The sequence below is a fragment of the Rhodococcus sp. RD6.2 genome, assembly GCF_001040705.1.
GTDB lineage: Bacteria > Actinomycetota > Actinomycetes > Mycobacteriales > Mycobacteriaceae > Rhodococcus_G.
In genome coordinates, this window is sequence record NZ_CVQP01000010.1 from 78387 (window position 1) to 105339 (window position 26953).

Genomic DNA, 26953 nt, shown 5'->3' on the forward strand with positions numbered 1-26953 from the left:
ACCCGCGAACGTCAGTGAGCGGCGAAATCACCGAAGCCGCCCTTGAAGAAGAGCAGGGGCTGGCGTTCGATGTCGGCGGTGAGGTCGGTGATGCGGGCGATGACGATGGTGTGGTCGCCTGCGTCGTGTTCGACTTCGAGGGTCGCGTCGATGCGCGCGAGGGTGCCGTCGAGGGCGGGCGCACCGTTGGGGGCGGGTGACCAGGAGACGCCGGCGAACTTGTCGGCGCCGCTGCGGGCGAAGCCGGACGCGATCGCCTTCTGGTCGTGCGCGAGGACGTTGATGCAGAGGTGGCGGGCTTCACGCAGCAGCGGCCAGCTGGTCGACGTCTTGGTCGGGCAGAACGAGACGAACGGCGGCTCGAGGGAGAGCGAGACGACGGACTGGCACGTGAACCCGAGGGGGCGTTCCCCGTCGTGCGCGGTGATGACGGCGACGCCGGTGCAGAAGTGCCCCATCACCTGGCGCAGGGTCGCGGCATCGGGGCCAGACAGCTCTACGTGATCGGCGAGTGTGGGTTCCGCGCTCATGGGTGTCTCCTCCTGACGAATCTGACCTCGACAGGATGCGTGACCTGTCTGCGCTGCGCCAGGGAATGTCCCGGCCAGTGGTCTCGACGATACTGGCCCGAGGTCGCGTCAGGCCGGACTCTCGTGCATCACCGACTGGTAGCCCCTGGCTCCTGCGCGTTCGACCGCCGCTTTGACGAGGCCGAACACCGCGCCCTGGATCACCGCGGCAGCCAGAACCGCCCATACCGATCGAGACAGATCGTTCGCGTCGGGTACCGATTCGTCGTCGCCGACGCGCCTCCAGACCTCCTTGAACACGAGGCCGGCGAGGATGCCGCCGAGCACGCTCGTGGCGAGCGAGACGGGCGTGTAGATCGCTTTCGATTTCACACTCATCGTTTGTCCTCCACTCCTTGTCGAGGTGCCCGTACCCGAACGCCACGAGCGTGAAACATGGCACCGGGTCAGGCCTTGGCCGCTGCCTGTCCCGCGCGCCGCCCGAAGAAGCTGCCGTCGCCGAGTGATGCCCCGCTCGCGTAGCCGCCCGCGCAGACCCCGGACGTGCACCGCCCCGCTGCGAACAGGCCGGGGACCGGGTCGCCGGAGACGTGGAGCACCTCCGAGTCGACGGAGGTGCGGAGGCCGCCGAGGGTGAATCCGCCGGTCATGCCGCGCAGGTCGATCGCCGCGACCGGGGAGCCGATCGGGCGCAGCCACTGCGCCTTCTTCCCGAACAGCGGGTCCTCGCCGCGTTCGGCGTTCCGGTTGTACACCTCGACCGTCGACTGGAGCGTCCCCGTCGCCAATCCCATCTCGGCTTCGAGTTCCTCGACGGTCTCGGCCACCCACTTGGGCTTTCCACGAAGCTGCGGCGTCGCCGTCGGGCGCGACAGGCCCTCCTCGTATGCGGCTTCGTCGATGATCAGGAATGCCTGGTTCTCGTTCTCGTACAGCGTTGCCTGCCCGACGCGTCCGGGGTAGGTGTCCTCGTTGATGTACCGCTGCCCCCGGCCGTTGACCAGGATTCCCCGGGCGAACAGCTGCGGGTCGCAGAAGAACGCGACCTCCGCGGCGTCCATGTGCGCGAGGTCCGCGCCGAGCGCCTGCGCCATCCGGATCGCACGGCCGTCGTGTTCCTCGATGGAGGCCGCGGGCCTGCCCTTGAGCTTCGGGGCGTACGACTCGAGCATCGTGTCGTTGTACGCGAAGCTGCCCGTCGCGAGGACCACGCCCCTGCGGGCGCGCACCGTCACGTCCTTGCCGTACTGCTTCGCGACGACTCCGACGACGCGACCCTGCTCGTCGGTCACCAGCGTCCGCACCCGCATGTCGTACTCGGAGCGCACACCGAGCGCTGCGGCGGTGTCGGTGAGGGGCTTCATCAGCATGTAGCCGCCACCCTTCTCCGAGCTGGCGTGCTTGTCCTGCATCTGCGGGACGTGGCCGCGGGGTGCGGGCGGAATCGTTTCGTGGAACGGCGCCGCGTTTTCGCCGCCCGAGTACTGAAGACCCTGGTCGCCGGGCGGCTCCCAGCCCGGTTCGCCCCAGAACTCCGGCTTGAACGGCACACCACACTCGTCGGCCAGCCAGTGGTAGTGAGCGACGCTTCCCTCGCAGTACGCGGCGATCTTCGCCTCGTCGACGCCCGGCCCGAGGGCCGCCGTCATGAACGCCTTCATGTTGTCGACGGTGTCCTCGAACCCGCACGCCCGCTGCAGCGGCGTTCCCCCGCCCAGGTAGATGAAGCCACCCGCCATCGCGGCCGCACCGCCCCATCCGCCGGTGCGTTCGAGAACGAGGACGTCGGCACCGGCCTGGGCCGCCGCCACGGCCGCCGATGCCCCGGCAACCCCGAACCCGGCGACGACGACGTCGGCTTCGAAATCCCAGTGTTCGATCCCGGCCTCCGGGACCGGTCGCACGTCGTCCGAATCTATCGTCATGGCAATGCCTTTCGGTTCGTTCAGAATACGCCGGGTGTGGCCTCTCTGATCTACCCGTGCACCGAACGCCATCGATCCCGCCGTCCCATCCTTCGGGAGTCGAGCCTCCGGTTCCCGATCAGCGGGAACGGGGCGGAAACACTGCCTCCTCGCCACCTAGCGTCGACTCAGGGAATCGATGGGAGGCACCGACATGGACACGATGCTGCAGGCAAGTGGACAATTCACCGTCGACGGCGAGCGCATCCGCGCGTTCGCGGACGCGACCGGGTGCACCCACCAGGCGTATCGCGAGGACAATGCCGTCGTCCCGCCGACCTACCTCTGCGGGGTCGACGCCCTCACCGGTGTCCATGACGTCCCGACCGAACGCGACTGCAGGTTCTTCGGCAGGCCGCCACGCGCAGGGGATCAGCTGACCGTCACGGTCCGCGACGGCGCGCACGACCGTCTCACCGAGTACCGCGACAGCGACGGCCGGCTCGTTGCCGACGCATGGACCCAGGGCGGCGGCGCGGACGTGGCCATCGTCGGCCTTCTCGCCGATCACGCCACCGGCTGGCTCGGGGCAGAATCGTTGCGCCGCTTCCGAACCCGGCAACTCGACTTCGACTCCGGACACGAACCGCTGTCGTGCACAGGAGAGGTCGTGCAGGAGTACACCGCGGATGGGGAAGCGCGCGTCGACGTCGTGCTCACGGCCGTCGGGGAGAGCGGACGCGTCGCGGGCCGCGCCTGGGCCACCTTCGCTCGCGCCGCCTGACCCCTGCCTCAGGTTCCCTGATGTCACATCGGGTCACTTCACGACCCCGACTGTGACATCAGGGAACCAGCGGGGGAGGGGTCAGCGGGTGACCATGTCCTCCTGGCCCCAGATCGCCTTCATGCTGGTGATCTTGGCGTCGTCGTCGAAGGTCATGACGTCGATGACGGAGATGTCGATCTTCTGCTCACCGAGGTGGGTGGTGAGGGTGAAATTGAACGCGGCGGTGTCCGCGGCGATGCGCACGATGCCGAGCTCGGCGGTCTGCTCGAGCGGCTCGATGATGCCGTAGAACTCACGCAGCGATTCTTCGGTGGTGCGGGGCGGCGTGCCGACCGGATCCTCCACCGTGGCGCCCGGCGCGTACAGCGCGAGCACGTCGTCGACGGTGCCGCCCGCGACCGACTTCACGTAGGACTCGATGGTGTTCTGGATGCTCTCGCGTGACGGCGCCATGCCGGTGTCCCTTCCTCGATTACTAGAACTCGTTCTACCCGCGAGGGTACAGGTGACCGCATCGTTCCCGAGGCTCAATCGACACCGATTTGTGCTCCGACGTGCACAAATGACAAAGCCGAACGGTAGCTCGGAGTCTCGTCACTGAAGGATGCGTGCGGGAACAAACTCATGGTCCTCGGCCTCTTCCAGGTCCCCGCCGAGGCGCTCGCGAACGTCAAGCAGGCCCTGGGCACCCCGGTCGCGCATTCCGTCTACACCAAGATGCGGATGGCGGACCGCAAGTCGGCCACCCCGCTGTACCTGTACAACGGCGGCCAGGACTTCTGGGTTCCGGCGCTGGGCACCCGGAACCTGTACGACGAGCAGTGCGGCTACGGCGCGCCCGCCGTGTACCGGCAGGTTCCCGGTGAGCACTTCGCCGCCGAGCTGACCGGCGTCGGCGATGCCTTCGACTGGGTCGACGCCCGGCTGCGTGGAGAGCCCGCCCCCAGCGAGTGCTGAAACTCTCGGAAAATCCTGCGGCCCCGGCGATCACACGATCACCGGGGCCGCAGGGCGTTCAACTCACTTGACGATGTTGACCATCTTGCCGGGCACGACGATCACCTTGCGGGGCGCATTGCCCTCGAGGAACGCGACGATCTTCTCGTCGGCGAGGGCCGCGGCCTCGATGACATCCGGCTTCGCATCCGCCGCGACGGTGACGCGGCTGCGGACCTTTCCGTTGACCTGGATCGGGTACTCGACCGAATCCTCGACGAGCCACTTCTCGTCCGCAGTCGGGAACGGGCCGTGCGCGAGCGACGTCTCGTGCCCGAGCCGCGACCACAGTTCCTCGGCGACGTGCGGAGCGACCGGAGCGAGCATCAGCACCAGCGGCTCGACGGCGGCACGCGGCGCCCCGTTCGGGTACGCCTTGGTGAGGTGGTTGGTCAGCTCGATCAGCTTCGCGACGGCCGTGTTGTCGCGCAGCGCCGTGTAGTCGGCGTTGACGCCGTCGATCGCCTTGTTCAGCGCCCGCAGCGTCTCTTCGGTCGGCTCGGCGTCGGTGACACGGACGGCGCCGGTCTCCTCGTCGACGGCGACGCGCCACGCACGCTGCAGGAAGCGCTGCGCACCGACGACGTCCTTCGTCGCCCACGGCCGCGAGGTGTCCAGCGGACCCATCGACATCTCGTACACGCGCAGCGTGTCGGCGCCGTACTCCTCGCAGATCTCGTCCGGCGCAACGGCATTCTTCAGGGACTTGCCCATCTTGCCGTACTCGCGGTTGACCTCGGCGCCCTCGTAGAAGAACTTTCCATCCTTCTCGACGACGTCCGCGGCGGGCACGTACACACCGCGGCTGTCGGTGTATGCGTACGCCTGGATGTAGCCCTGGTTGTAGAGGCGCCGGTACGGCTCCGAGGAGCTGACGTGCCCGAGGTCGAAGAGCACCTTGTGCCAGAACCGGGAGTACAGCAGGTGCAGCACCGCGTGCTCGACGCCGCCGACGTACAGGTCGAGGCCACCGGGATCGTTCGGGCCGTGCAGCTCCGGACGCGGACCCATCCAGTACTGCTCGTTCTCCTTGGCGCAGAACGTGTCCTGGTTGGTGGGGTCGATGTAGCGCAGCTGGTACCAGGAGCTACCCGCCCACTGCGGCATCACGTTGGTGTCGCGGTGGTAGTTCTTCAGGCCGTCGCCGAGGTCGAGCTCGACGTTCACCCAGTCGGACGCCTTCGCCAGCGGGGGCGAGGGCTCGGAGTTGGCGTCGTCCGGATCGAAGGAGACGGGTGCATAGTCCTCGACCTCCGGGAGTTCCACCGGCAGAGCGGATTCCGGGAGTGCGTGCGCGAGACCCTGATCGTCGTAGACGACCGGGAACGGCTCGCCCCAGTACCGCTGACGCGCGAACAGCCAGTCGCGCAGCTTGTACTGGATGGTGCCGATGCCGCGGCCGTCGGCCTCGAGGTGCGCGATGACGGACTTCTTCGCCTCGTCCACCGGAAGCCCGTCGAGGAAGCCACTGTTCACCAGCGGACCGTCGCCGGTGTACGCGGCCTCGGTGACGTCGCCGCCGGAGATGACCTCGAGGATCGGCAGCCCGAGTTCGGTGGCGAACTCCCAGTCGCGGTGATCGTGACCGGGCACGGCCATCACGGCGCCCGTGCCGTAGCCGGTGAGCACGTAGTCTGCGATGAACACCGGAACCTTGTGTCCGTTCACCGGGTTGACGGCATAGGAGCCGAGGAAGACGCCGGTCTTCTCCTTGCTCTCCTGCCGTTCGAGGTCGGACTTCGCGGCGATCGCGGCGCGGTACGCGGCGACGGCGTCGACCGGGTTCGAGGCTCCGCCGGTCCAGCGTGCATCGACGTCGGCCGGGTACGCGTCGGCGACGAGCTGGTCGACCAGCTCGTGCTCGGGCGCGAGCGCGACGTAGGTGGCGCCGAAGAGGGTGTCCGCGCGGGTCGTGAAGACCTCGATGTCGTGCTCGGCGGCGGAACCCTCACGGTGTGCCGCGAACTTGACCCGCGCGCCGTGGCTGCGCCCGATCCAGTTGCGCTGCATGGACTTGACCTTCTCCGGCCAGTCCAGGTACTCGAGGTCGTCGGTGAGGCGGTCGGAGTACGCGGTGATCCGCATCATCCACTGCCGCAGGTGCTTCCGGAACACGGGGAAGTTCCCGCGCTCGGAGCGCCCGTCCGCGGTGACCTCCTCGTTGGCCAGCACGGTACCCAGACCGGGGCACCAGTTGACCATCGAATCCGACTGGTAGACAAGGCGGTACGAGTCGATCTCGGCGTGCTTCTCGGCGTCCGACAGATCCGACCAGGCGCGGCCGTCGGCGGGAGTGCGCACACCCGAGACGAACTCGGCCTCCAGCTCGGACACCGGCCGGGCCCTGTTTGCCTCGGTGTCGTACCAGGCGTTGTAGATCTGCAGGAAGATCCACTGCGTCCAGTGGTAGAAGTCGACGTCGGTGGTCGCGACGCTGCGGCGCTCGTCGTGACCCAGACCCAGCCGGCGCAGCTGGCGCTTCATGTTCGCGATGTTCGCCTCGGTGGTGGTGCGCGGGTGTGTACCCGTCTGCACCGCGTACTGCTCGGCGGGCAGGCCGAACGCGTCGTAGCCGAGGGTGTGCAGCACGTTGTGGCCGTGCATCCGGTGGAACCGGGCGAAGACGTCGGTGGCGATGTAGCCGAGGGGGTGCCCGACGTGCAGGCCCGCACCCGACGGGTACGGGAACATGTCCTGCACGAACAGCTTGTCGGCGGGCAGCGCGCCGGCGAGGTCGCCGACCGGGTTGGGCGCGTTGAAGGTGCCCCGCTCTCGCCACAGGTCCTGCCACCGGGCCTCGATTCGGCCCGCGAGGTCCGCGGTGTAACGGTGCTGGGGGGTCGCGTCGCCGCCTTGCTGCTGCACTGACTCGGTCACTTGTTCGCTGTCTTCTCTGCGCTGGGGGGCTTCGGGTAGACGGTCACCCGCACCCGCATTTCGGGCAGGGTTTCCCGACACCAGCCTAGAGTGTCACCCTCCGGGAGCCGCCGAACGGCCCCCGCCGTACCCTGGTAGCCGTGTTCATCGTTGCAAGTGTGCTGCTCGTCGTCGCCGTGGTCGTCGGAGGTGTCGCGGCCGCCGCGATGACCGGACGGCTTCCGCGCAACCGCTGGGCCGGTGTCCGCACACCCGACACCCTCGCGTCCGAGGAGACGTTCCGCCTCGCCAACCGCATCGCGGCCCCGACCCTCGCGGTGGCGGCGTTGCTGCTGGTCATCGGCGCTTTCGGTGCGCTCGCACTCGGTACCGTCGCCGGACTCGCCGTCGCCGGACTCGCCGTCCTGACGGCGCTCGTCGCCGCCGGATTCGGCGGCACCGCCGGAGCCCGCGCGGCCGCCGCGGCCGCGCCCGCCGGATGCGGTGACGCCTGCGGTTGCGGCAGCGCACCCGATACCTCGGATGTCGACACCGCAACCACGTCGGCCTGCGCCTCCGAGTCCCCCGCGGACGCGGCAGCCGCCGCGGACTGCGGCACGGATTCCTGCGGTTCGTGCTCCCTCAAGGGTGCCTGCCTGCCGCACTGAGGCACGAGCGTCATTCGGCGACCGAGTGCAATGACCTGCCGACGGCTGCCGCGATCCGCGACGCGGGCGGCAGATTCCCGGCGTCACACTCGACGCCGACCCACAGCCGACCTGCATAGGACGCGGCGGTGAAGCCGACGCGTACGTTCCCCGCGAGAGGGCCGAGAGGCCACATCTCCGCCAGCGGCGCACCGTCGAGTGTCAGGGGATGCCGCGGACCCCGGACGTTCGACGCCACCGTTGCGATGACCCGCTGATGACGGGTGAAGACGTTGAACAGCGGCGGCGACGGCACGCCCGCCGTACCCGAGGCGCGGGCAAGTGGCTTCGACTCCGACGTCCGCCGCGCGACGATCCTCAGAGCCACCTCCGGTTCCGTGAGCGGCACACCGACGAGCATCACCCCGACGGCATTGTGCGCGGTGCCACGGGTGGCGACCCGCACCGGGACCGAGACCGTCAACTCGTCCGGCACCTGCTCGCCCGCCTCCGTGACCACCGCGCGCAGCCCCTGCCCGACCGCAACGAGATAGGCATCGTTGACCGTTGCGCCGAGCGTGAGTGCGCCTGCCTCCAACCGGTCCAGGTCCACGCTGGTCGAGGCGACATCGCGGGTACGGCCGACCGGTCCGAGCAGCGCCCGTGACCGCACCGGTCGCCGGAGGAACATCGTCAGGACATGACGGGCCCGCGCACCGAACGACGGCCGGTCGGCCTCCATGTAGGCCTCCCCGATCTCCGGCACCGGATCGACTTCCCCGCCGTCATCGAACAACCGCTCGAGCAGAGCGCTCGCTCGCGCACCGTCGACCACCGCATGGTGGAGGCGCACCACGATTCCGCACCGCCCCGGGCGGGCCCCGGGGACGAGGGTGATGTGCCACAGCGGACGATCATGGGGAAGCGGCTCCATGACCAATCGCGCGCACAGCGCTTCGAAACCGCCGTCGCCGTGCGCCGACTCGACGGTGATGTGCTCCGACACGTCGACCGGCACGCGCACCCACCACCACCGGCCGCCCCGGCGCTGCGGACGCTGCTGCAGGTCGGGCTCCCGTGCCACCCGCGGCACCAGGAACTCCGTCACTCGCTCCGCATCAGGGTGGCCGTCCGCGTCGACGACACCGCCCGGGCCCAGCAGCCCGGCGAGGGTCACCACATACGGCTGCCCGGTGACGTTGATGCCGAGAATCGCCGTGTCCACTGGGGAGATGGGAACGTCGGGCACCGGATCGGCCATCTTCGGGCTCCTTCGCGCCGAGGTCAACGCTTGTCGGCACTGTAGCCCCGGGGCCGGTCGCCGTGCTCGACGAGCCGTGGCCCCGGTACCACGCCGCGGGCCTCGGATCGCCTGGTTGAATCGGCGGCCATGAGCGAAGCGAGAACGTTCGATCCGGCAGGCGTCGCATTCGGCGTACTCGTTCCCGTCGCCGCCGCCGTGACGGTTCTCGTCACCGCGCAGGCATGGAAGTCGCGTCTGCCCTCCGAGATCGCCACCCACTTCAGCGGGGGGACCGCCGACGGCTTCACCGCCACATCGTCCGCGTCCTGGACGTTCGTGCTGGTCATCGTCCTCGTCGGCGGCGGCTGCAGCGCGGTCGCCGCGCTGGGCCAGGCGTTGCTGATGATGCGGCGGACCATGCTGATCGTCGGTTCCGCCGTCACCGGGCTGATGTTCGCCCTGTGGCTTGCGTTGATGTCCGCGAACCTCGACATCGCCGACCCCGCCGACGCCGACCTGTCGACGACGTCCATCGCGGTCGGAATCCTCGTCGGCGGCGCGGTCGGGCTGCTCGGGGCGTCGCTGCTGCGTGACCACCGAGACCGCCGACCCGCGACCGAGCGTCCCGACGCCCGCCTGCCTCGCGGACCCGTCGACGTCCCGATCGTCGCGTCCGTCGGGCTCGGCACCGGCACCACCGCGGTCCTGATCGGCATCGGGGCGCTCGTCACCGTCGGCCTGTGCCGCCTCGCCGGATCGTGGTGGATGCTCGCGGTGTTCCTCCCCGTCTGCCTGCTGGTGGTCGGGCTGCTGCGCTTCCGCGTCGTGGTCGACGAGGCCGGACTGCGGGTCTTCAACATGGGGATGTGCGCGGTCGGCTACGGCGTCGACGAACTCGAGGGCGCAAAGGTCACCGAGATCGCACCGTTCCGCGACTTCGGCGGCTGGGGGCTTCGGGTCAAAGGCCGCGGCAACTACGGCGTCGTCACCGAGACCGGACCGGCACTCGTGTTCACCGCCGCGAACGGGCAGCGGCTGACCGTCACCACCGACCGGGCGGAGGAGATGGCCGGCGCCCTCAACTCGCTCGCGGACCGGCGGCTCTAGCGATACCGATACCGATACCGGCTGACCGGTTATTGATCACAAAGCGCGGCGCGGTGACCCCGCCCCGAGTAGCGTCAGTCACGCGGAGACGCGGGAAGGGTCTTCGCTGGGGTGGCCGGACCGGCATCAGTCCGTTCGGGCCGGAACCTCGCTGCTCGGACGGGCACGGTATCGGTTGATGGTGCGCCGGGGGTCGGTACCGTCCTCGCCCGGCCAGCAGTCGAGACGTGACGGGCCTCCCGTCACGAGAGGGGGTCCTTGCGCGTGATCGCCACCCGCGGTCACGCGCAAGGGCGCCGTCGCGGACACGGATGTCGCCGACGGGATCTGCCTGATCGCGGGAACACCGGTCCCACTCACCGGGACCGGACCCGACCTGACCTGGCACACGTCCTAGCGTCCGGGCAATGGAACGCAACAGCGCTGCGCAAGAACAGATCTCGGCGATTCTCGACCGTCAGCACCGGGCCCACACCGCGGCCGGACCCACAACTGCGGAGCAACGCCGGGCGCGTATCCAGCGGGTGATCGACCTGCTCGTCGCCCGCGCCGACGACATCGCCAAGGCCCTCGATGCCGACTTCGGCGGCCGCCCCGAGGGGTACTCGCTGATGAACGACGTCGTCGGCTCGATCACCGCGCTGAAGTACTCCCGCGACAACCTCGAGACGTGGATGGCGCCCGACGAGCGGCCCGTCTTCGCGCCCTACGATCAGCTCGGCGCGACGGCGCGGGTGCTGCACCAGCCGAAGGGTTCGGTCGGCATCATCGGCACCTGGAACGCTCCCGTGTACACGCTGTTGAGCCCGCTGGCCGGGGTGCTCGCCGCCGGCAACCGCGCAGTCCTCAAGCCGTCCGAGTTGGTGCCGCGCACCGCCGGCGTGCTCGCGGACGCGGTGGCCGCCCTGCTCGACCCTGACGAGGTCGCCGTCGTCACCGGCGGCCCCGACGTCGCCGACGCGCTGACGTCGCAGCCGTTCGACCACCTCGTCTTCACCGGCAGCAGCGCGGTCGGCAAGCTGGTGATGGCCAACGCCGCAACGAATCTGGTGCCCGTCACACTCGAGCTCGGCGGCAAGTCCCCGACCATCATCGGCGCAAGCGCCGACCTCGCCGACGCCGCGCACCGCATCGCGGTAGGCAAGGCCACCAACGGCGGCCAGATCTGCGTCAGCCCGGACACCGTGTACGTGCCCGGCGACCGGCTCGACGACTTCACCGCCGCACTGCGCGAGGCGTACACCGCGCTGCTGCCGACGATCGAGGACAATGCCGACGCCGTCGCGATCGTCAACGACCGGCACGTCGCCCGGGTCGACGGCTACGTCGCCGACGCGGTCGAGCGCGGCGCCTGTGTCGAGTCCGCACCGGACGTTCCGATGCCCGCCACCGGCCGCCGCCGCCCGCTGCGCATGGTGATCGAGCCGCCCGCCGACGCCGTCATACGGCAGGAGGAGATCTTCGGACCCGCCGTCGTGCTGCTCGGCTACGACGCGATCGACGAGGTGATCGACGCGATCAACGCGGGACCGAAGCCGTTGGCACTGTACTACTTCGGCACCGATGTCACCGAGCAGGAGGCCGTCGTCGACCGCACCCTGTCCGGCGGCGTGACGATCAACGAGGTGATGATGCACCCCGGCCTGCAGGACGCCCCGTTCGGCGGTGTCGGCGGGTCCGGCATGGGCCACTACAACGGTCGCGAGGGTTTCCTCGAGTTCAGCCACGCCCGCGCCGTCTACGAGTCCGCGGGCCCGGACCTGCGCGGCGACTGGGGCATGATGCCGCCGTACACCGAGCAGTTCCGCGCCATGATGGCCGCCCAGGTCACCCCGTAGACACCGTTCGCCACAACACTTTTCAGAAAGGATTCACCCGTGAAGACACGCGGTGCCGTCATCCGCAGCACGCCCGGCCGATTCGAGGTCGTGGAGCTGGACCTGGACGCGCCCCGGCGCGGCGAGATCACCGTCCAGATGGTCGCCTCGGGCCTGTGCCACTCCGACGACCACGTCGCCAAGGGCGACCACGCCGTCGGGGTCTATCCGATCTGCGGTGGCCACGAAGGCGCTGGGATCGTCGTCGAGGTCGGTCCGGAGACGACCGGTTTCACCGAGGGCGACCACGTCATCTTCTCGTTCGTTGCCGGCTGCGGGAGGTGCCGCTGGTGCGCGAAGGGCATGCAGAACCTCTGCGACCGTGGCGCGGCCATCATGACCGGCAGCCGCCCGGACGATCCAACGAGCTTCCGCCTGAGCCTCGACGGTGCCCCGGTCGCCCAGACCTGCGGGCTGTCTACGTTCAGCGAATACACCACCGTCAGTACCGATTCTGCCGTCAAGGTAGACAAGGACCTGCCCCTCGAGACGCTGTGCCTGCTCGGTTGCGGTGTCGGCACCGGCTGGGGCGCCGCGGTGAACTCCGCGCAGGTCTACCCCGGCCAGACGGTGATCGTGATGGGTGTGGGCGGCATCGGCATCAACGCCGTGCAGGGCGCCGCGCATGCCGGCGCGGCGCACATCCTCGCGGTCGACCCGATCGAGTTCAAGCGGGACAGCGCGCTGAAGTTCGGTGCCACCCAGGCGTTCTCGACGATGGAAGAGGCCACCGAGGTGGCCCGCTCGCTGACCAACGGTCAGGGCGCCGACGCGGCCATCGTCACCGTCGGCGTGACCACCGGCGACCACATCGCGCAGGCGTTCTCGGCCATCCGCAAGGCCGGCGTCTGCGTGGTCACCGGCCTCGGGAAGATGACCGACGTCGGCATCCCGATCAGCCCGATGGAGCTGACGCTGTACCAGAAGCGCCTGCAGGGCTCACTGTTCGGCGCCTCCGCCCCGAGCGCCGACATCCCGTGGCTGGTAGACCTGTACACCGCCGGCAAGCTCGAACTCGACGGCCTCGTCACCACCACCTACACCCTCGACGAGGTGGCGCAGGGCTTCGACGACATGCACGCGGGTCGAAACCTGCGCGGGGTGATCGTCTTCTGATCCCGCGCGTGCGGACGCTCCACCACCGTCGGGCCGAACAGGGCCCGGCGGTGCTTTCGGGCGTCCACCCGGGGTGTATCTCCCACTCCCGCATCGGGATCGGGAGACACGTCCTAACTCAGGGTAGCCAGCTCGGTGGGGAGGATGCGGAAGTCGAAGAAACAGCCAGGACGGTCCACCCCTTCCCAGACCCCTTCGCAGGACTCGCTGCTGCCCACAGCAGCGCTGCCCGACTGAACGGGGCCCGCAGCGCTGCCCAGTGGGAAAGAAGGGCTGTAACGACCTCCTCGAACAGGTCGCCGGCGTAGGGGTTGGGCTCCGCGGCCGACGCCGTGGCCCCACCGAGAGCCAGGCCGCCGCCGAGCACAGCCGTCGCAACCAGGACGGACGCGCTGCGGCGCGCCAGATTTCGAGATATGCAAGTTCCGTCGTTCGAAAGTGTGAGGACCGGGCGCCCACACCCGACGCGGCGCCCCCCGACCGAGCCAGACTAGGGCGAATCAGCTAGTCCTGCAGCCGAATCAGATTCGAGCTTCCGCACTTCACAGCGTTGAACACGACAGGCGGCAGGACCCCCACCGCGCGGTGGTCCTGCCGCCGTCGGGCCCGCTCACTTGGGTGATTCGGACCTGAGGAGGTGTGTCTCCCACTCCCACTCCCGCAACAGGGATTGGGAGAAGTGCCCTAACTCAGGGAAGCAAGCTCGGTGGGGAGGTAGCGGTAGGAGAATATGCAGCCAGGGCTGTCTACCCCCATTTCTACCCAGCTCTGGCAGGGTTCGCTGCTGCCCACAGCGGCGCTGCCAGACCCGGGCTCAGAGCTGCCCAATGGGGCAAGAATGGGGGGAAGAATGACGTCGGCGATGAATTGGCCGAATTCTGCGACGGAACTGCCGAAGACGGGGTCGGTCTCCTGGGCCGACGCCGTGCCCCCACCGAGTGCCAGGCCACCGCCGAGCACAGCCGCCGTGACCAGGACGGACGCGCCACGGCGCGCCAGATTTCGAGACATGCAACTTCCTTCGTTCGAATGTGTGGGACCGGGGCGCCCCCGCCCGACGCGGCGCCCCCCGACCGAGCCAGACTAGGGCGAATCAGCCAGTCCTGCATACGAATCGGACCCGAGTTTCCGCAGTTCACGGCGTTAAACACGACCGGCGGCAGGACCCCCTGCCGCGCTGCGGTCCTGCCGCCGTCGGTCCCGCTCACTTGCGTGATTCGGCCCTAGGGCGTTTCTCCCACTCCCACAACAGGGATCGCGAGAGGTGCCCCAACTGGAAATGCCGGGAAGGGACTTCAGCCAGTCGCGCACTACGACTCAAAGACCTCGTCGGGGAGGACGCGGATAGGACCAAGACAGCCAGGACCCATCGCCCCTTCGTACCCTTCGTACCACCCGTTGCAGCCGCTGCCCTCGCCCATGGCACCACTGCCCGAGTCAGCGCTGCCCACAGCAGCGCTGCCCGACTGAATGGGGCCCTCAGCGCTGCCCAGTTGGGCAACCAGTGGGGTAAGAATGAAATCAACGATCCAATTGTCGGAGTCGGGGTAGGGCTCCGCGGCCGACGCCGTGCCCCCACCGAGGGCCAGGCCACCGCCGAGCACAGCCGCCGCGACCAGGACGGACGCGCCGCGGCGCGCCAGATTTCGAGACATGCGACTTCCTTCGTTCGAATGTGGGACCGGGGCGCCCATACCCGGCACGGCGCCTCCAACCGAGCCAGACTAGGGCGAATCGGCCAGTCCTGCGGCCGAATCGGATTCCAATTTTTGCAGGTCACAGCGTTAAACACGACCGGAGGCAGGATCCCCACCGCGCTGCGGCCCTGCCGCAGTGGGTCCCGCTCGCTTGGGTGATTCGGACCTAGCTGCGGCGCAGGCGGCGTTCGCTGGCGACGATAAGCGCCGTCAGCGCGGCCTCCGGCCCGGTCGCGGGCCGGGGGCGGCGCATCACCACGAAGTCGGCGTCGCCGGGGTCGGGCAGGGCGTGGCCGGGAAGCGGCACCAGGCCGTCCGGCAGCATCGACTCGGCGTGCACGATGTACCCGAGACCAGCCAGCACCGCCGCGCGCAGGCCGAGCAGGCTGTCCGTCACGCACGTCGTCCGCCACACGAGCCCCGCCCGCTCCATCGCCTCCATCGCCGCCCGCCGGGTGATGCTCGGCGGGGGATAGGTCACCAGCGGCACCGGACCCGCGGCGGGATCGACGACCTCACTCTCGGGAGATCCCGCCCACACGAGGCGGTCGCGCCACACCAGCTCCCCGTGCCGTTCCCCGGGCCGGCGCATCCCGAACGCGAGGTCGAGTTCACCGGCCGCGACCTTCGCCCCCAATGTCTCGCTGAGCCCGACCGTCAGCTCCAGGTCGATCCGCGGGTGACTGCGCCGGAACTCCAACAGCACCTCGGGCAGTTCGGCGGCGACGAGGTCGTCGGAGACCCCGAACCGCAGCAGCCCGGACAGGTCGGGTTCCGCGAAATACGCCTCTGCCTGCTGTGACACGTCGAGGATGGTGCGCGCGAAGCCGAGCATCGCGGCACCGTCGGCGGTCAGTTCGACGTTGCGGGTGTCGCGGCGCAGCAGTTCCCGGCCGACGGACTTCTCGAGTCGCGCCACGTGCCCGCTGACAGTGGACTGACTCAGGCCGAGCCGCGCCGCGGCGGCGGTGAACCCGCCTTCGCGATCGACGGCGACGAGGGAACGGAGCAACACCGGATCCAGCATCCCCGACATTTATCACGTCTCTCGATGCGAATAATTGGTCTCATCGACTTTTCCGATACGCGGTGGTCGCCCTACCGTGGTCGGGTGAGGTTTCTGAGCAGGTTCCACGTCGACGGGTTCATCCTGTCGATCATCGTGGTCGCGGTACTCGCCAGCATCTTCCCGGCCTCCGGCGCCGGCGCGACCGCGCTCGAATGGGCCACGAAGATCGCCATCGCCTTCCTGTTCCTGCTCTACGGCGCCCGCCTGCACCCCCGCGAGGCACTCGAGGGCCTGCGGCACTGGCGACTGCACTCGGTGGTGTTCGCCGCGACGTTCATGCTCTTTCCGCTGATCGGCCTGGCGCTGCGGATCCTGGTGCCGTCGGTGCTCACCGAGGAGCTGTACACCGGCGTGCTGTACCTGTGCCTGGTGCCGTCGACCGTGCAGTCGTCGATCGCGTTCACTTCCATCGCCCGCGGCAACGTCGCCGGGGCGATCGTCAGCGCGTCGATGTCCAACCTGCTCGGCGTGTTCGTCACGCCGCTACTGGTGATCCTGCTGATGAACACCACCGGCGAGGCGCACGTCGACGCGTCGTCGATCGTCGACATCGTCGTGCAGCTGCTGATCCCGTTCCTCCTCGGACAACTGATCCGACCGCGGGTCGCGGGATTCCTGCAGAAGTACGCCGAGCCGACCAAACTCGTCGACCGCGGCTCGATCCTGCTCGTCGTCTACGCCGCGTTCAGCGCCGGCATGGTCGAGCACGCGTGGGACGGGCTGTCCGCCTGGAATGTCGTCGCGCTGGTCGCGGTGTGCTGCCTGATCCTCGCGGTCGTGATGACGGCCACCGCGTACGCGGGCAAGGCCCTCGGGTTCTCGCTGCCCGACCGGATCGTCATCCTGTTCTGCGGGTCGAAGAAGAGCCTCGCCACCGGCCTGCCGATGGCGGCTGTGCTGTTCGCGGGCCAGCCGATCGGGCTGATCGTGTTGCCGCTGATGATCTTCCACCAGATTCAGCTGATCGTCTGCGCGGCGCTCGCACAGCGGTACGCGAAGCGCACCGACCCCGACCTGGAGGTCGCGACGGCGGCCTGACCCGGTGTGGGTTGGGTCAGACCGGGGCGGCGCCCCAGCGGACGGCGGCGGCACCGGCGAAGTCGCCCGCGTGCGCGAAGGCCGACATCACCACCAGCGCACCATTCGGGATGCGGCCCGCGCGGTTCTCGGTGTCGAGAGTGACGGGGATGCCCGCGCCGAACAGGTTGCCGCACTCGTCGAAGGTGTCCGGATGCCGCTCGGGCGGAAGCTGCATCGCCTCCCGCCAGTTCCGCAGGAACAGCCGGTTCGGCTGATTGGTGACGAACACGTCCACCTCGTCCGGCGCGACCCCGACCTGACGGCACACGTCGTGCGCGACCTCCGGCACCATCCGGTTTCCGCGGGCGTACACGCGGGCGATCTTGTTCTGGTTGAACGCAATCCGGAACTGACCCGGACCGGGTTCCCAGTACTTGCGCGGCGGGTCGACGTCCGCGTCGGCGGGCGACGGCGCGAACTCGCCCTGTGACCGGCACGCCGTCGCGAGGACCGGCGCCCGATCGTCGACGACGAGCAGCCCGGCGCCACAACCGTCGCCGGGGATCGCGGCCTGCGGCTGCGAGCGGACCTCGGTCTGCGTGAACACCTGACCGGCCGCGTTCTGCACCGCGACGATCAGCGCCGACCGCGCACCGTCCTGCTGGAGCAGCTGACGTGCCAGCTTGATCATGTACGGGAACGCCGCGCACCCACTGTTGTGCACGTCCAGCACCCATTCCGGGTTCGCGCCGAGCCGATACGCCAGCTCTCCGGCGCATCCCTGCAACGGCAGGTCGGGCAGCTGAGTGTGCGTGAGGATCGCGTCAACGCCGCGCACCGCGTCCTCCCCGGACCGCGCTACCAGCGGCGCGACGGCGCGCATCGCCATGTCGATGGCGCTCTCCCCGTCCGCGACGTGGTGCCGGTGCGCGGGTGGCCGGAACATCGGGCTGTTCGCGAGCCGGCTCGGCGCCGCGAACTGGGCGAAATAGTCTGCGTTGACACGATTCTCGGGAAGGTACGAGGCGACGTCCACCAGACTGACGGTCTTCACGGCATGCCTCCTCTCACAGCCCGGCGGGCGTCAACGGCAGACCGTGCGCATGCCGGTACTCGCAGATCTGCGTCAGATTGTCCAGCTCGAGCCGGTGACCGGGGTAGAAGACGTCCCAGTAGTCACCCACCCACGCGTCACGACCGGGAAGCGCCTTCTCCGGGAACGGGTTACGGTCGTAGAACGGGTGGTGACAGTTGGTCCACAGCACCACCGAACCCGGTTTGTCGAGCACCACCTGCGCGTCGACCACCCGCATCAGGTAGATCATCCACAGGTGCTCACCCTGGTCCCACGCGCAGTGGTAGTCGACGGTCATCGCGTCCGGGCAGGCGCGGGTTCGGGTGTAGATGTCGGTGTCGCCGTTGCCAAGGAGGTCCTTGCCGAGCCACAGGCCGTCATCGCCGACAGGAGCGAAGCCGCGCAGACTGAACGTCCACTCCTCCAGACTCCGGGTGTGCGCGAGGTAGTCGTACACCTGCCGGGCCGGCGCCGCGACGAAACCTTGCAGGGTGCAGTAGTCGCCGTAGATCTGGTCGTGCGGGTACACCGAGTGGACCATCTCGGCAATCATCGGGTGCGCCTCCTCCGCGGGGGTGTTCTCGATGCGGTGCACCGCGGGCAACGCGTCCGGCGGGATGTCGCTCAGGGCGGCAAGGGGTTCGGTCACGGGGTTCCTCCGGAGTCGTGGGTGTCGGACCGGTCGGCCTCTGCGGGCGGCAGGAACGGCAGGAACGGCGGGATCTCGTCGGGGTCGCAGAGCACCTCGATGAACACGGGCCCCGGCACCTCCGCGACGGCGGACAGCGCCGCGTCGAGGTCGGCGACGGTTCCCGCGAGGTACGCCGGTACGGCCGGGAACATCGCTGCGACGCCCGCGGACAGGTGCGAACTCTCGAACCTGTTGAAGCTGTATCGATCCGAGTACAGCAACCGCTCGCGGGTGACGCACATGCCGTGCGCGTTGTTGTTGAAGACGACGAACGTCACGGGCAGCGCATGCTGCACCGCGGTGTGCATTTCCATGCCGTGCATGAAGAACGCACCGTCGCCCGCGATCACCACGGTGCGGCGGCCCCGCACGAAGGCCGACCCGATACCCGCACCGAACGCGTAGCCCATTCCGCCCATACCGAGCGCGACGACGAACCGGCCGCCGCGTCGCACCGGCAGGTGGTGCACGATCGCCGCACCGGTGTTGCCCGCATCGACGAACACGTCCACCCCGTCCGGCAGGTGCCGGTCGAGGACGGCGGCCGCGTCCCGGTATCGAAGGCCCGGTCCGTGGGAGGGTGGCACCGCGACGGCCGCCGGCCGGTGGACGTCGCGGTTCGAGGACGCGGCGGGCACCGGCGCGAACGCGTCGACGAGGGCGCGCAGCGCTGCCCGCAGGTCACCGGTGCCCGTGTGGGTGGACGGCAGATGCGGAGGCGCGTGGCCGAGGGAAAGCACTGCCACCCGCCGTAGCAGCTCGTCCGGACCGATGCGGGCGAGCACCGGCATCCGCGTTCCGACGAGCAGACACAGCTCCGAACACCGCACGGCGTCAACGAGTTCCGGGTGTCCCATGACGCCGGCGACGCCGCAATAGCCTCGGGTGCCCGGGTCCACGACGTCCTTGGCGTCGGGTGCCACCCCGACCGACGCGTCCAGCACCCGGACCAGGTCGGCGAGTTCGTCGCGCGCATCCGCGCGGGCCACCTCGTCCCCGGCGAGGACGACGATCTTGCCGCGACGCCGCGCCCGATCGAGTGCCGCGGCGAGTGCCCCGATGTCCGGTGCGTCCACGGCGGCGGTGGGTGCGATGGAGCCGGGCGACCACGGGTCAGCCGCGGCCTGCTGAACGTCCTTCGGCAGCAGCAGCACCGCGGGCCCGCCTGCAATCGCCGCCGACACCGCGCGGCTCAGATGCCCGTCCAGGTCCTCGGAGCGCTCGACCCGCGCGCAGTACCGCGACACCTGGGCGAACAGCGTGACCGCGTCGATGGTGCCGGACAGGCCGCTCGAGTCCTGGAAGGCGCCGCGACCCTCCAGCGTTGTCGGCGGCTGCCCGACGAGCGCGAGCACGGGTACCCGAGAGGCCGATGCCTCCCCGAGGCCGGCGACCAGGTTCAGCGCACCGCCACCGGACGTGGCCGCGACGACGCCGAGGCCGCCGGTGCTGCGGGCCGCACCGTCCGCCATCGTCGCCGCCGCGAACTCATGTTTGGCGACTATCCCGGCGATCGGGGCCGCGGTGAGGGCCAGCGCGTCGTAGACGTCCTCGATGTTCGCGCCGTCGACACCGAACACGTACCGGACCCCACGGTCCGCGAGTGCGTCGACGAGGCGGTCCACCACCCTCACCGCGGCTGCGCCCACCGTCATCGACCCACCTCCCTTGCCGCCCGACCCAGTGCCTCACCGTGAACACGAGAGGAGGTGTCGAACGGTTCACCGACGGTCAGAAAGCTCTGGTCAGCAGGACCTGATCCGTGTCCACCGAACGGATGTCGATGCGGTCGATCCACAGCATCGGGACGCTCGTCGTCGCCGACGGGGTCACCGTCTGCCCGGCCGCGGCCGACCACGTCGCGAGGCTGGTCGTGACACCCGACCGATCGGTCAGCAGCAGTTCGTACTCGGACCTGTCGGTTCCGTAGCCCCCATCGGAGGGCTCCTCGTAGGTACAGACCACGTCGATCCGGGTGCCCCACTGCTGCGCGCTGACCGACACCTCCGCGGTCAGCGGGCTGGGCACCACCGCCGCCATCGGCTGCGCGCCCGCCGGCGCCGACGGGCCCTGCGGTGCACCCGGATACGGACCGGTCGGCGAGGTCGGCAGCACCGACACCGCCACCACCACCGCGACCGCCGCCGCGGCCAGACCCACCCCGACTCCCCCCACCCGTCCCCACCGGCGTGGCGGCCGGGTCCGTTCGAGCAGCTTCGGCAACAGGTCGCGTGGAGGCTCACCCGCCACGTCCGAGTGCAGGCCGCGCGGAGCACGATCCAACTCCAGCGCGGTCGCCGCAGGCACCCGGCCCAGCAGCGCGGGAACGCCCGCGACCTCGGCAACCGCCATCGAGCAGTGGTCACAGTCGTCGAGGTGCCGCTCGTAGGCTCGGCGGTCGTCGGCGTCCAGGGCCCCGAGCACGTAGGCGGCGTCCCAGTGCGCGAACGGGTCCAGATCGGTGGTCACGGTGTCACCCCCATCTCCTGCAAGGTCAGGCGCAACGTCCGCAACGCGTAGTGCAGCCGCGACTTCACGGTTCCGTCCGGGATGTCGAGGGCTTCCGCGATCTGCCGCGTCGACATCCCCTGGTAGTAGGCCCGCACCAGCACCGCGCGATGGTCCGGGGTCAACTGCGTCAACGCGTCCGCGATCAACCACGAGTCCAGCGCCGCGTCGGTCGTGTCGGGACTCGCCTGCTCCGGTGGCACGTCGGTACCGAACTCGCGGCGGGACCGCGCGCTCCGGAACTCGTCGACGATCAGGTTGCGCGCGACGGTGAACAACCATGCCCGCGCCGAACGCTCCCGCTGATCGAGGATCTGCGGACGCCTCCAGGCCCGCAGCAGGGTCTCCTGGACCACGTCCTCCGCCTGCACCCGATCACCGGTCAGTCGCATCGCGTACCGCCACAGGGCCGCAGCGTGCTCCGCATAGAGCACACGCATCAGCTCGGCCTGATCCTGCGGCATCCAGCACCTCCGCCATGTACACGGTAACGGGGGCGGGTTCGGTTCAGCAGGCAACGATTCGGATACCGGGCGACCGATCAGAAGGTGGCGGTCAGCACCACCTGATCGGTGTCGACCGAGCGAATGTCGACCCGCTCCACCCACAGCATCGGTAGATCGGTCGAACCCGACGGCGTTACCGACTCGCCCGCCGCGGCCGTCCAGGTCGCGACGGTGCTCGGGGCTCCGGTGTGATCGGTGAGAACCAGTGCGTACGTGGAACGTTCGTTGCCGACACCGCCACCCGGAGGTGCCGGGCGGTGTGCGACCACGTCGATCCTCGTGCCCCGCTCCTGCCCGATCACCGACACCTCGGCCGTCATCGGGTAGGGGACCGCCGGTTGCATCGGCTGATCCGTCACGGGCGCCGACGGCCCCAACGGCATGCTCGACGACGGCCCGGCGGACGGCGCGGGGATGAGGGTGATCGCGTAGCCGACCGCCGCCACCACGGCGGTCGCGGCGACGGCGAAGATGGCGGTGCGGATGTGACGGCTGCGGGTGTGGGTTCGGTCCAGGAGCCTGGGCAGCAGGTCCGGAGGTGGATCACCCGCGGCGGCGTCGTCGAGGAGGGGAACGACGGCGGTCTCCTCCTCACCGTCCTCATCGTGGTCGACGCGAACTCCCGCGAGATCCCGGGCCGTCGCCTGCAGGGATGCCCGGACCGCGGAATCGCCGCGGGCCAGCATCCGCGGCCGTTCCACCGCGCGTAGCAGCGTCCCCTCGACCACGGCTTCCGCCTGCACGCGGTCGCCCGTCAGTCGCATCGCGTATCGCCACAACTCGGCGGCGTGCCCCGCGTACAGAACGCGCATGCGTTCCGATGGAACCTGTGGCATCCCGACACCTCCAAGTGTCCAACGTATCGGCACCCGACCGGATCGGCGGGAGGCCCGTCAGTTGCGGTCGACGTCCAGCGGATGTGTGGCGAGCAGGGACAGTGGCAGCGGTTGGCGACGGAGCACCTGAGCCCACAGGTCGGAGCGCGGCGAGCCGATCACGTCCGACGGCAACGCCGACAGCACGATCCAGTCGTCGCGCTGCAACTCGCCGTCGAGCTGCCCCAATGTCCAACCCGAGTAGCCCGCGAACACCCGGACCCCCTCGAGATGCGGTCCCACCTGCTCGGGGTCGCTGTCGAGGTCGACCATCACCACCCGGCCGTCCACGCGGCGCAGGCCGGGAACGCCGTCGATGCGGGCACCGGTCTTCACCGTCGCCAGGCACAGCGCGGAATCGAGCTTGACGGGACCGCCGATGTAGAGGGCCTGCGGGCGCGCACACAGGGGCGCCCACTGCGGTAGCACGGTGTGAACCGCGGTCTCGCTCGCGCGGTTCAGCACGACCCCGAGGCTGCCTCCGTCGTTGTGCTCGATGACGTAGACGACGGTGCGCCGGAACGACGGATCCGTCATGCCGGTGGCCGAGACCAGCAGACTGCCCGGCCGCACCGCACGTTCCGTCGAGGCCGTCCGGTCGTCGGGTTCGTCAGCGGATTCCACCGGACAATCATTGCACCGAGGTAGCCGGAACGTGCCCTTGCTACAACCCGAACGTCGCGGCGAGGACGGTGAGGTGATGGTCGAAGAGTGCTCGCGGGTCGGTGAACGTGTCGACGCCGTACTGGCCGAACACCTCGAAGCCGACGGCTCCGAACAGTGACGCCCAGATCAGGACACCGCGCGTCAGCACCTCGTCGGGGAGCGTGACGTCCAGCTCGCTCCGGATGCGGGCGGCGTCGTGGTGGAGCCCGGCCGGGACGGGTTCGCCGGACGTCACGCGCAGGCGTCCCGCTCGGTACGCCGTCTCGGCGATTCCGACGAGAGCGACGACGACGCGGGTGCCCGGCCCCGTCGTCCGCTCCGCGGGCGCGTGATAGCCGGGCACCGGGCTCCCGAACAGCAGCGTGTAACCCGCGGGTTCCCGGAGGGCCCAGTCGCGGACTGCGTGCCCGAGCGCGCGAAACCGGCCGACGTCGTCGTCGGGCTCGACGGCGGCCACGGCCGCGTCGACGGCGTCGCCGAGTTCGGTGAAGCACTCGACGACGAGCAGCGTGAGCAGGTCATCGCGGCTGGCGACGTACCGGTACACCGCCGACGACACGACACCGAGGTCGCGCGCGACGGCCCGCAGTGACAGTGCGGCGGCGCCGTCCCGTTCCAGGTGGGCGCGACCGATGCGAGTGATGTCGGCGAGCGTCTGTTCACGGGCGCGTTGGCGGGGGGTTCCGGTCACTCGCCCAGCGTGACGCCATTCGTGAGCACTGTCAACTTTAGAGAGCAGTGCTCTTGACATTGTGGCCGCGACGGTTCATTCTCAAAACGAGAGCAGTGCTCTCCAAACGTCGAATCGAGGAGAACCCCATGTCGAAGCACTACGTCGTCACCGGCGCCGGACCCGTCGGATGGACCGTCGCCACCCAACTCGCCGAACGCGGCGACCGCGTCCGCGTCCTCACCCGATCGGGCTCCGGACCCGAGCACCCCGCGATCGAACGTCACCGCGTCGACGTGTCGGTGCCCGGCGCCATCGACTCCCACCTGGACGGCGCCGCGGCACTGTTCCACTGCACCCACGGCTCGGCATACGCGGCCGACGCGTGGCGCCGCGAACTCCCCGCCACCGAGGCCGCCGTGCTCGAGTCCGCCGGTCGCGCAGGCGCCGTCGTCGTGTTCCCGGAAAGCCTCTACTCCTACGGCCCCGTCGACGGGCCGATCACCGAACAGACCCCGCGCGGCGCCACCACCGGCAAACTCGGCGTCCGAACCGAACTGCTGCGCGCTCGCGAACGCTCCACGACGCCCACCGTCAGCGTCGCCGCGTCCGACTTCTTCGGACCGCACGTACTCACCGCCCACGGCGGCGAACGCATGGTCGCGACCCTCCTCGCCGGCCGCCGGGTCCGGGTGATGGGCGCGCTCGACGTCCCGCATTCGTTCACCTACGTCCCCGACCTCGCCGCCGCCATGATCGCCGCCGCCGACAGGCCGGACGTGTGGAACACCGTGCTGCACGCCCCCACCGGAACTGCCCCGACCCAACGACAGCTCGTGCAGGCATTCGCGGACGCCGCGGGCATCGCCGACCCGAAGGTCGGGGTCCTGCCCAGCTGGGCGCTGCGCACGCTCGGACGCGTCCACGGTCCGACCCGCGAACTGGCCGAGATGCTGTACCAGTTCGAGCGCCCGTTCGTGCTCGACTCCTCCCGAAGCGAAACGCTTCTCGAGCTCGCTCCGACTCCTCTGCCCGAGGCCGCAGCCGCGACCGTCGCCTGGTGGCGGGACCGGCGCACCGCCGAGTCCGCGGTAGGGTCCGGCGGTGGGCAGCACTGACGAGCCGGACCACTCCGGCCGGGTACTCGACCGGTTGCGGGCGACGATCCGCGCGACGCCCGGGCTCGGACGCCTCGTCGCCGTCCGCTTCGCCAGCCAGTTCGGCGACGGCATGTTCCAGGCCGCGCTCGGGGGAGCCCTCCTCTTCAATCCCGAACGGCACACCGACCCCCTCGCCATCGCCGCCGGATTCGCGGTGCTGCTGCTGCCCTACTCGGTGATCGGACCCTTCGCCGGCGCCCTCCTCGACCGCTGGGACCGCCGCGTTGTCCTGATGTGGGCGAACCTGCTGCGCGGCACCCTGATACTCGCGGCAGCCGCCTGCCTCGTCGTCGGCGCACCGAATGCCCCCGTCCTGATACTCGCCCTCAGCGCCGTAGGGGTGAGCCGGTTCGTCCTCGCAGGCGTGTCGGCGTCGCTTCCGCACGTCGTACGCGAATCCTGGCTGGTGTCAACCAATTCCGTGCTCGCGACGGTCGGGTCAGCCGTCTCCGCAGCGGGAGCAGGCACCGCCGTCACCCTGATCGCCGTCCTCGGTACCAGCGACCGCAGCTCCGGAATCGTGGTCGCGATCGCCGCCGTCGCATCTGCCGTCGGAGCAATCGCCGCAGCCGGGTTCGCGCCCCACCGCCTCGGGCCGGGCACCCGAACCGACACCGCCCCCATCGGAACGGCCGCCGTTCGCGCCGTCGCTGCCGGACTCCGGACCGGAGCGACCGCCGTGTGGCAGGCACCCGGCGTCACCACCGCGATGATCGGAATCGGTGTGCACCGCATCGTCTTCGGCATCGACACCCTCATCATGGTGCTGTTGCTCCGCGACCCCCACGCAGGGGACGGCCTGCCCGGAGGCCTCGCCGGATTCGGCGTCGCCGTCGGCGCGACAGCGGCGGGGATGCTGCTCGCCGCCGTCGCGACACCGTTGCTGATCCCACGCCTCGGCCGCACCCGCACCGTCGTCCTCGGGCTCACCGTCGCCCTGCTCGTCCAGGCCACCTTCATCGCGGCACTCACCCAGGGCTCCCTGCTCGTCGGCGCCTTCCTGCTCGGACTCGCTGGCCAAACCGTGAAACTCACCGGCGATGCCGCCATGCAGATCGACATCGACGACGCCCGACGCGGGCAGGTGTTCGCCCTGCAGGACACCGTCTTCAACCTCGCATTCCTCGCCGCGCTCGTCGGGGCCGCCACCGTCGTCGCCCCCGACGGCAACAGTCCCGCCCTGGCCTACGTCGGCGCCGCCGCCTATGCGCTCGGCCTCGTCGCGGTCGCGGCGAACACCCGACGCGCACAATGATCTCCGACTGTTCGATCTCTCCGACGCTCAGTCGACGACCGAGTCCGCCACCGCGTCCAGCGCGCCGTCACCATCGGTGTCGACCAACCGCACATCCATCGACCCGTTCGCATCACTGTCGACGAGCAGATCCGTGACGGAGCCCCTCGGAACCACCACCACGTCCGCCGCCCCGTCGCCGTCCAGGTCGACCGTGGTGTCGTCGGCGCTGCCGTCGCCCGCGAAGTCCACCGTCGCCGAACCGCTCGGCTCGGGCGAGGCAGGCACCGCGACATCGGGAGCGACCGACTGCGACGCACGCGGGTCGGTGACCTCGACCGCCCACGTACCGAGACCATCCGGATCGGCGAAGTAGCGCGCTACCGGGGAGTCGGCATCGAGAACGGACAGTTCGGCGTGTCCGTCCCCGTCGCGGTCCCACAGCGCGTCGTCGCACCAGCCGTCGCCGTCGAAGTCGAGTGCGACGGCGTCCAGGGACCCCGGCGCGCCGAGGTCGAGATCGGCGGGCGAAACCCACCCGGACGGGTCGCCCGCCCCGGTTCCGAAGACGTACTCCACCAGGTCCATACGGGTTTGGACGCGCGCCGAGTGCGACCGGTTCCCGCTGTGCGGCCGTCGGTCGAACGGGCGACGTGCCGGGGAAGGTGCGCCTCCCGCTGCTAGATTTCGTTCACCGGCCGTGCGTTGGCCGTCCGTTC

General features: G+C 69.7%; 24 protein-coding genes and 1 pseudogene. 9 read left to right on the forward strand and 16 right to left on the reverse strand.

Annotation, left to right across the window (positions count from 1 at the left end; translation table 11 throughout):
• Positions 1-11: 11 nt before the first annotated feature.
• The 3 genes from RHCRD62_RS21305 to RHCRD62_RS21315 form a co-directional block, all read right to left on the reverse strand.
• Entirely contained in the window at positions 12-530 is a 519-nt protein-coding gene (locus tag RHCRD62_RS21305; RefSeq protein ID WP_050066762.1) for a flavin reductase family protein, read from the reverse strand.
• Between the two features lie 108 nt (positions 531-638).
• Entirely contained in the window at positions 639-908 is a 270-nt protein-coding gene (locus tag RHCRD62_RS21310; RefSeq protein ID WP_050066763.1) for a DUF4235 domain-containing protein, read from the reverse strand.
• 68 nt (positions 909-976) lie between these two features.
• Positions 977-2455 (reverse strand): FAD-dependent oxidoreductase, encoded by a 1479-nt coding sequence (locus tag RHCRD62_RS21315; RefSeq protein WP_050066764.1) that lies wholly within the window; start codon positions 2453-2455, stop codon positions 977-979.
• 178 nt (positions 2456-2633) lie between these two features.
• Here RHCRD62_RS21315 and RHCRD62_RS21320 point away from each other — a divergent pair, with 178 nt between their 5' ends.
• The gene (locus RHCRD62_RS21320; protein ID WP_050066765.1) at positions 2634-3218 is read left to right on the forward strand and encodes a hotdog family protein; all 585 of its coding nucleotides are present in this window, start codon (positions 2634-2636) and stop codon (positions 3216-3218) included.
• Positions 3219-3299: 81 nt separating this feature from the next.
• On the opposite strand, the gene RHCRD62_RS21325 is transcribed toward RHCRD62_RS21320, so the two are convergent.
• Positions 3300-3674 (reverse strand): nuclear transport factor 2 family protein, encoded by a 375-nt coding sequence (locus tag RHCRD62_RS21325; RefSeq protein WP_050066766.1) that lies wholly within the window; start codon positions 3672-3674, stop codon positions 3300-3302.
• Positions 3675-3845: 171 nt separating this feature from the next.
• On the opposite strand from RHCRD62_RS21325, the gene RHCRD62_RS21330 reads away from it, so the two are divergent.
• A complete protein-coding gene (locus RHCRD62_RS21330) occupies positions 3846-4178 on the forward strand; it encodes a lipase family protein (protein WP_050066767.1) in 333 nt (110 codons plus the stop codon).
• A 63-nt stretch (positions 4179-4241) separates the two neighbouring features.
• Here RHCRD62_RS21330 and leuS read toward each other — a convergent pair whose 3' ends face one another.
• Positions 4242-7094 carry a leucine--tRNA ligase gene (gene leuS, locus RHCRD62_RS21335; protein ID WP_050066768.1) on the reverse strand — a complete coding sequence of 951 codons (2853 nt, stop codon included), beginning with the start codon at positions 7092-7094 and terminating at the stop codon, positions 4242-4244.
• A gap of 140 nt (positions 7095-7234) precedes the next feature.
• Between leuS and RHCRD62_RS21340 the strand changes: the two genes are divergently transcribed.
• A complete protein-coding gene (locus RHCRD62_RS21340) occupies positions 7235-7741 on the forward strand; it encodes an SdpI family protein (RefSeq protein ID WP_050066769.1) in 507 nt (168 codons plus the stop codon).
• 10 nt (positions 7742-7751) lie between these two features.
• Here the strand turns inward: RHCRD62_RS21340 and RHCRD62_RS21345 are convergent, their stop codons facing one another.
• On the reverse strand, positions 7752-8981 hold the full coding sequence (locus RHCRD62_RS21345; RefSeq protein WP_050066770.1) for a wax ester/triacylglycerol synthase domain-containing protein: 1230 nt from the start codon (positions 8979-8981) through the stop codon (positions 7752-7754).
• Positions 8982-9110: 129 nt separating this feature from the next.
• Between RHCRD62_RS21345 and RHCRD62_RS21350 the strand changes: the two genes are divergently transcribed.
• The 3 genes from RHCRD62_RS21350 to RHCRD62_RS21360 all read left to right on the forward strand — a co-directional run bounded on the left by RHCRD62_RS21350 (position 9111) and on the right by RHCRD62_RS21360 (position 13063).
• A complete protein-coding gene (locus tag RHCRD62_RS21350; protein WP_050066771.1) occupies positions 9111-10070 on the forward strand; it encodes a DUF1648 domain-containing protein in 960 nt (319 codons plus the stop codon).
• Positions 10071-10477: 407 nt separating this feature from the next.
• Complete coding sequence (locus RHCRD62_RS21355) at positions 10478-11908, forward strand: aldehyde dehydrogenase family protein (protein ID WP_050066772.1); 1431 nt, start codon at positions 10478-10480, stop codon at positions 11906-11908.
• 39 nt (positions 11909-11947) lie between these two features.
• Positions 11948-13063, forward strand: coding sequence for an NDMA-dependent alcohol dehydrogenase (locus tag RHCRD62_RS21360; RefSeq protein WP_050066773.1), 1116 nt, complete (start codon positions 11948-11950; stop codon positions 13061-13063).
• 1863 nt (positions 13064-14926) lie between these two features.
• On the opposite strand, the gene RHCRD62_RS21375 is transcribed toward RHCRD62_RS21360, so the two are convergent.
• Positions 14927-15796 carry a LysR family transcriptional regulator gene (locus tag RHCRD62_RS21375; protein ID WP_172671119.1) on the reverse strand — a complete coding sequence of 290 codons (870 nt, stop codon included), beginning with the start codon at positions 15794-15796 and terminating at the stop codon, positions 14927-14929.
• Between the two features lie 75 nt (positions 15797-15871).
• Here RHCRD62_RS21375 and RHCRD62_RS21380 point away from each other — a divergent pair, with 75 nt between their 5' ends.
• Positions 15872-16867, forward strand: coding sequence for a bile acid:sodium symporter family protein (locus RHCRD62_RS21380; RefSeq protein WP_050066776.1), 996 nt, complete (start codon positions 15872-15874; stop codon positions 16865-16867).
• A gap of 16 nt (positions 16868-16883) precedes the next feature.
• Here RHCRD62_RS21380 and RHCRD62_RS21385 read toward each other — a convergent pair whose 3' ends face one another.
• The 8 genes and pseudogenes from RHCRD62_RS21385 to RHCRD62_RS21420 all read right to left on the reverse strand — a co-directional run bounded on the left by RHCRD62_RS21385 (position 16884) and on the right by RHCRD62_RS21420 (position 23861).
• A complete protein-coding gene (locus RHCRD62_RS21385; protein WP_050066777.1) occupies positions 16884-17903 on the reverse strand; it encodes a 3-oxoacyl-ACP synthase III family protein in 1020 nt (339 codons plus the stop codon).
• 13 nt (positions 17904-17916) lie between these two features.
• Complete coding sequence (locus RHCRD62_RS21390) at positions 17917-18573, reverse strand: hypothetical protein (RefSeq protein ID WP_050066778.1); 657 nt, start codon at positions 18571-18573, stop codon at positions 17917-17919.
• On the reverse strand, positions 18570-20270 hold the full coding sequence (locus tag RHCRD62_RS21395) for a thiamine pyrophosphate-binding protein (RefSeq protein ID WP_050066779.1): 1701 nt from the start codon (positions 20268-20270) through the stop codon (positions 18570-18572). Before RHCRD62_RS21395 ends, RHCRD62_RS21390 begins: the two co-directional genes overlap by 4 nt.
• Positions 20271-20346: 76 nt before the next feature.
• Positions 20347-21084: an anti-sigma factor family protein gene (locus RHCRD62_RS25960; protein WP_050066780.1), complete on the reverse strand. Its 738-nt coding sequence runs from the start codon at positions 21082-21084 to the stop codon at positions 20347-20349.
• Positions 21081-21587 (reverse strand): sigma-70 family RNA polymerase sigma factor, encoded by a 507-nt coding sequence (locus tag RHCRD62_RS21405; protein WP_050066781.1) that lies wholly within the window; start codon positions 21585-21587, stop codon positions 21081-21083. Before RHCRD62_RS21405 ends, RHCRD62_RS25960 begins: the two co-directional genes overlap by 4 nt.
• A gap of 743 nt (positions 21588-22330) precedes the next feature.
• A pseudogene (locus RHCRD62_RS25965) lies at positions 22331-22465 on the reverse strand (RNA polymerase subunit sigma); the annotation flags it as partial.
• Positions 22466-22522: 57 nt separating this feature from the next.
• Positions 22523-23128 carry a YqgE/AlgH family protein gene (locus RHCRD62_RS21415; RefSeq protein WP_050066783.1) on the reverse strand — a complete coding sequence of 202 codons (606 nt, stop codon included), beginning with the start codon at positions 23126-23128 and terminating at the stop codon, positions 22523-22525.
• A gap of 40 nt (positions 23129-23168) precedes the next feature.
• Positions 23169-23861: a TetR/AcrR family transcriptional regulator gene (locus tag RHCRD62_RS21420; RefSeq protein ID WP_050066784.1), complete on the reverse strand. Its 693-nt coding sequence runs from the start codon at positions 23859-23861 to the stop codon at positions 23169-23171.
• Between the two features lie 128 nt (positions 23862-23989).
• On the opposite strand from RHCRD62_RS21420, the gene RHCRD62_RS21425 reads away from it, so the two are divergent.
• Complete coding sequence (locus RHCRD62_RS21425) at positions 23990-24958, forward strand: NAD-dependent epimerase/dehydratase family protein (protein ID WP_050066785.1); 969 nt, start codon at positions 23990-23992, stop codon at positions 24956-24958.
• Positions 24945-26255, forward strand: coding sequence for an MFS transporter (locus RHCRD62_RS21430; RefSeq protein WP_084734425.1), 1311 nt, complete (start codon positions 24945-24947; stop codon positions 26253-26255). The genes RHCRD62_RS21425 and RHCRD62_RS21430 overlap by 14 nt, the downstream gene beginning before the upstream one ends.
• Before the next feature lie 27 nt (positions 26256-26282).
• On the opposite strand, the gene RHCRD62_RS21435 is transcribed toward RHCRD62_RS21430, so the two are convergent.
• On the reverse strand, positions 26283-26822 hold the full coding sequence (locus tag RHCRD62_RS21435) for a hypothetical protein (RefSeq protein ID WP_050066786.1): 540 nt from the start codon (positions 26820-26822) through the stop codon (positions 26283-26285).
• Between the last annotated feature and the right edge of the window lie 131 nt (positions 26823-26953).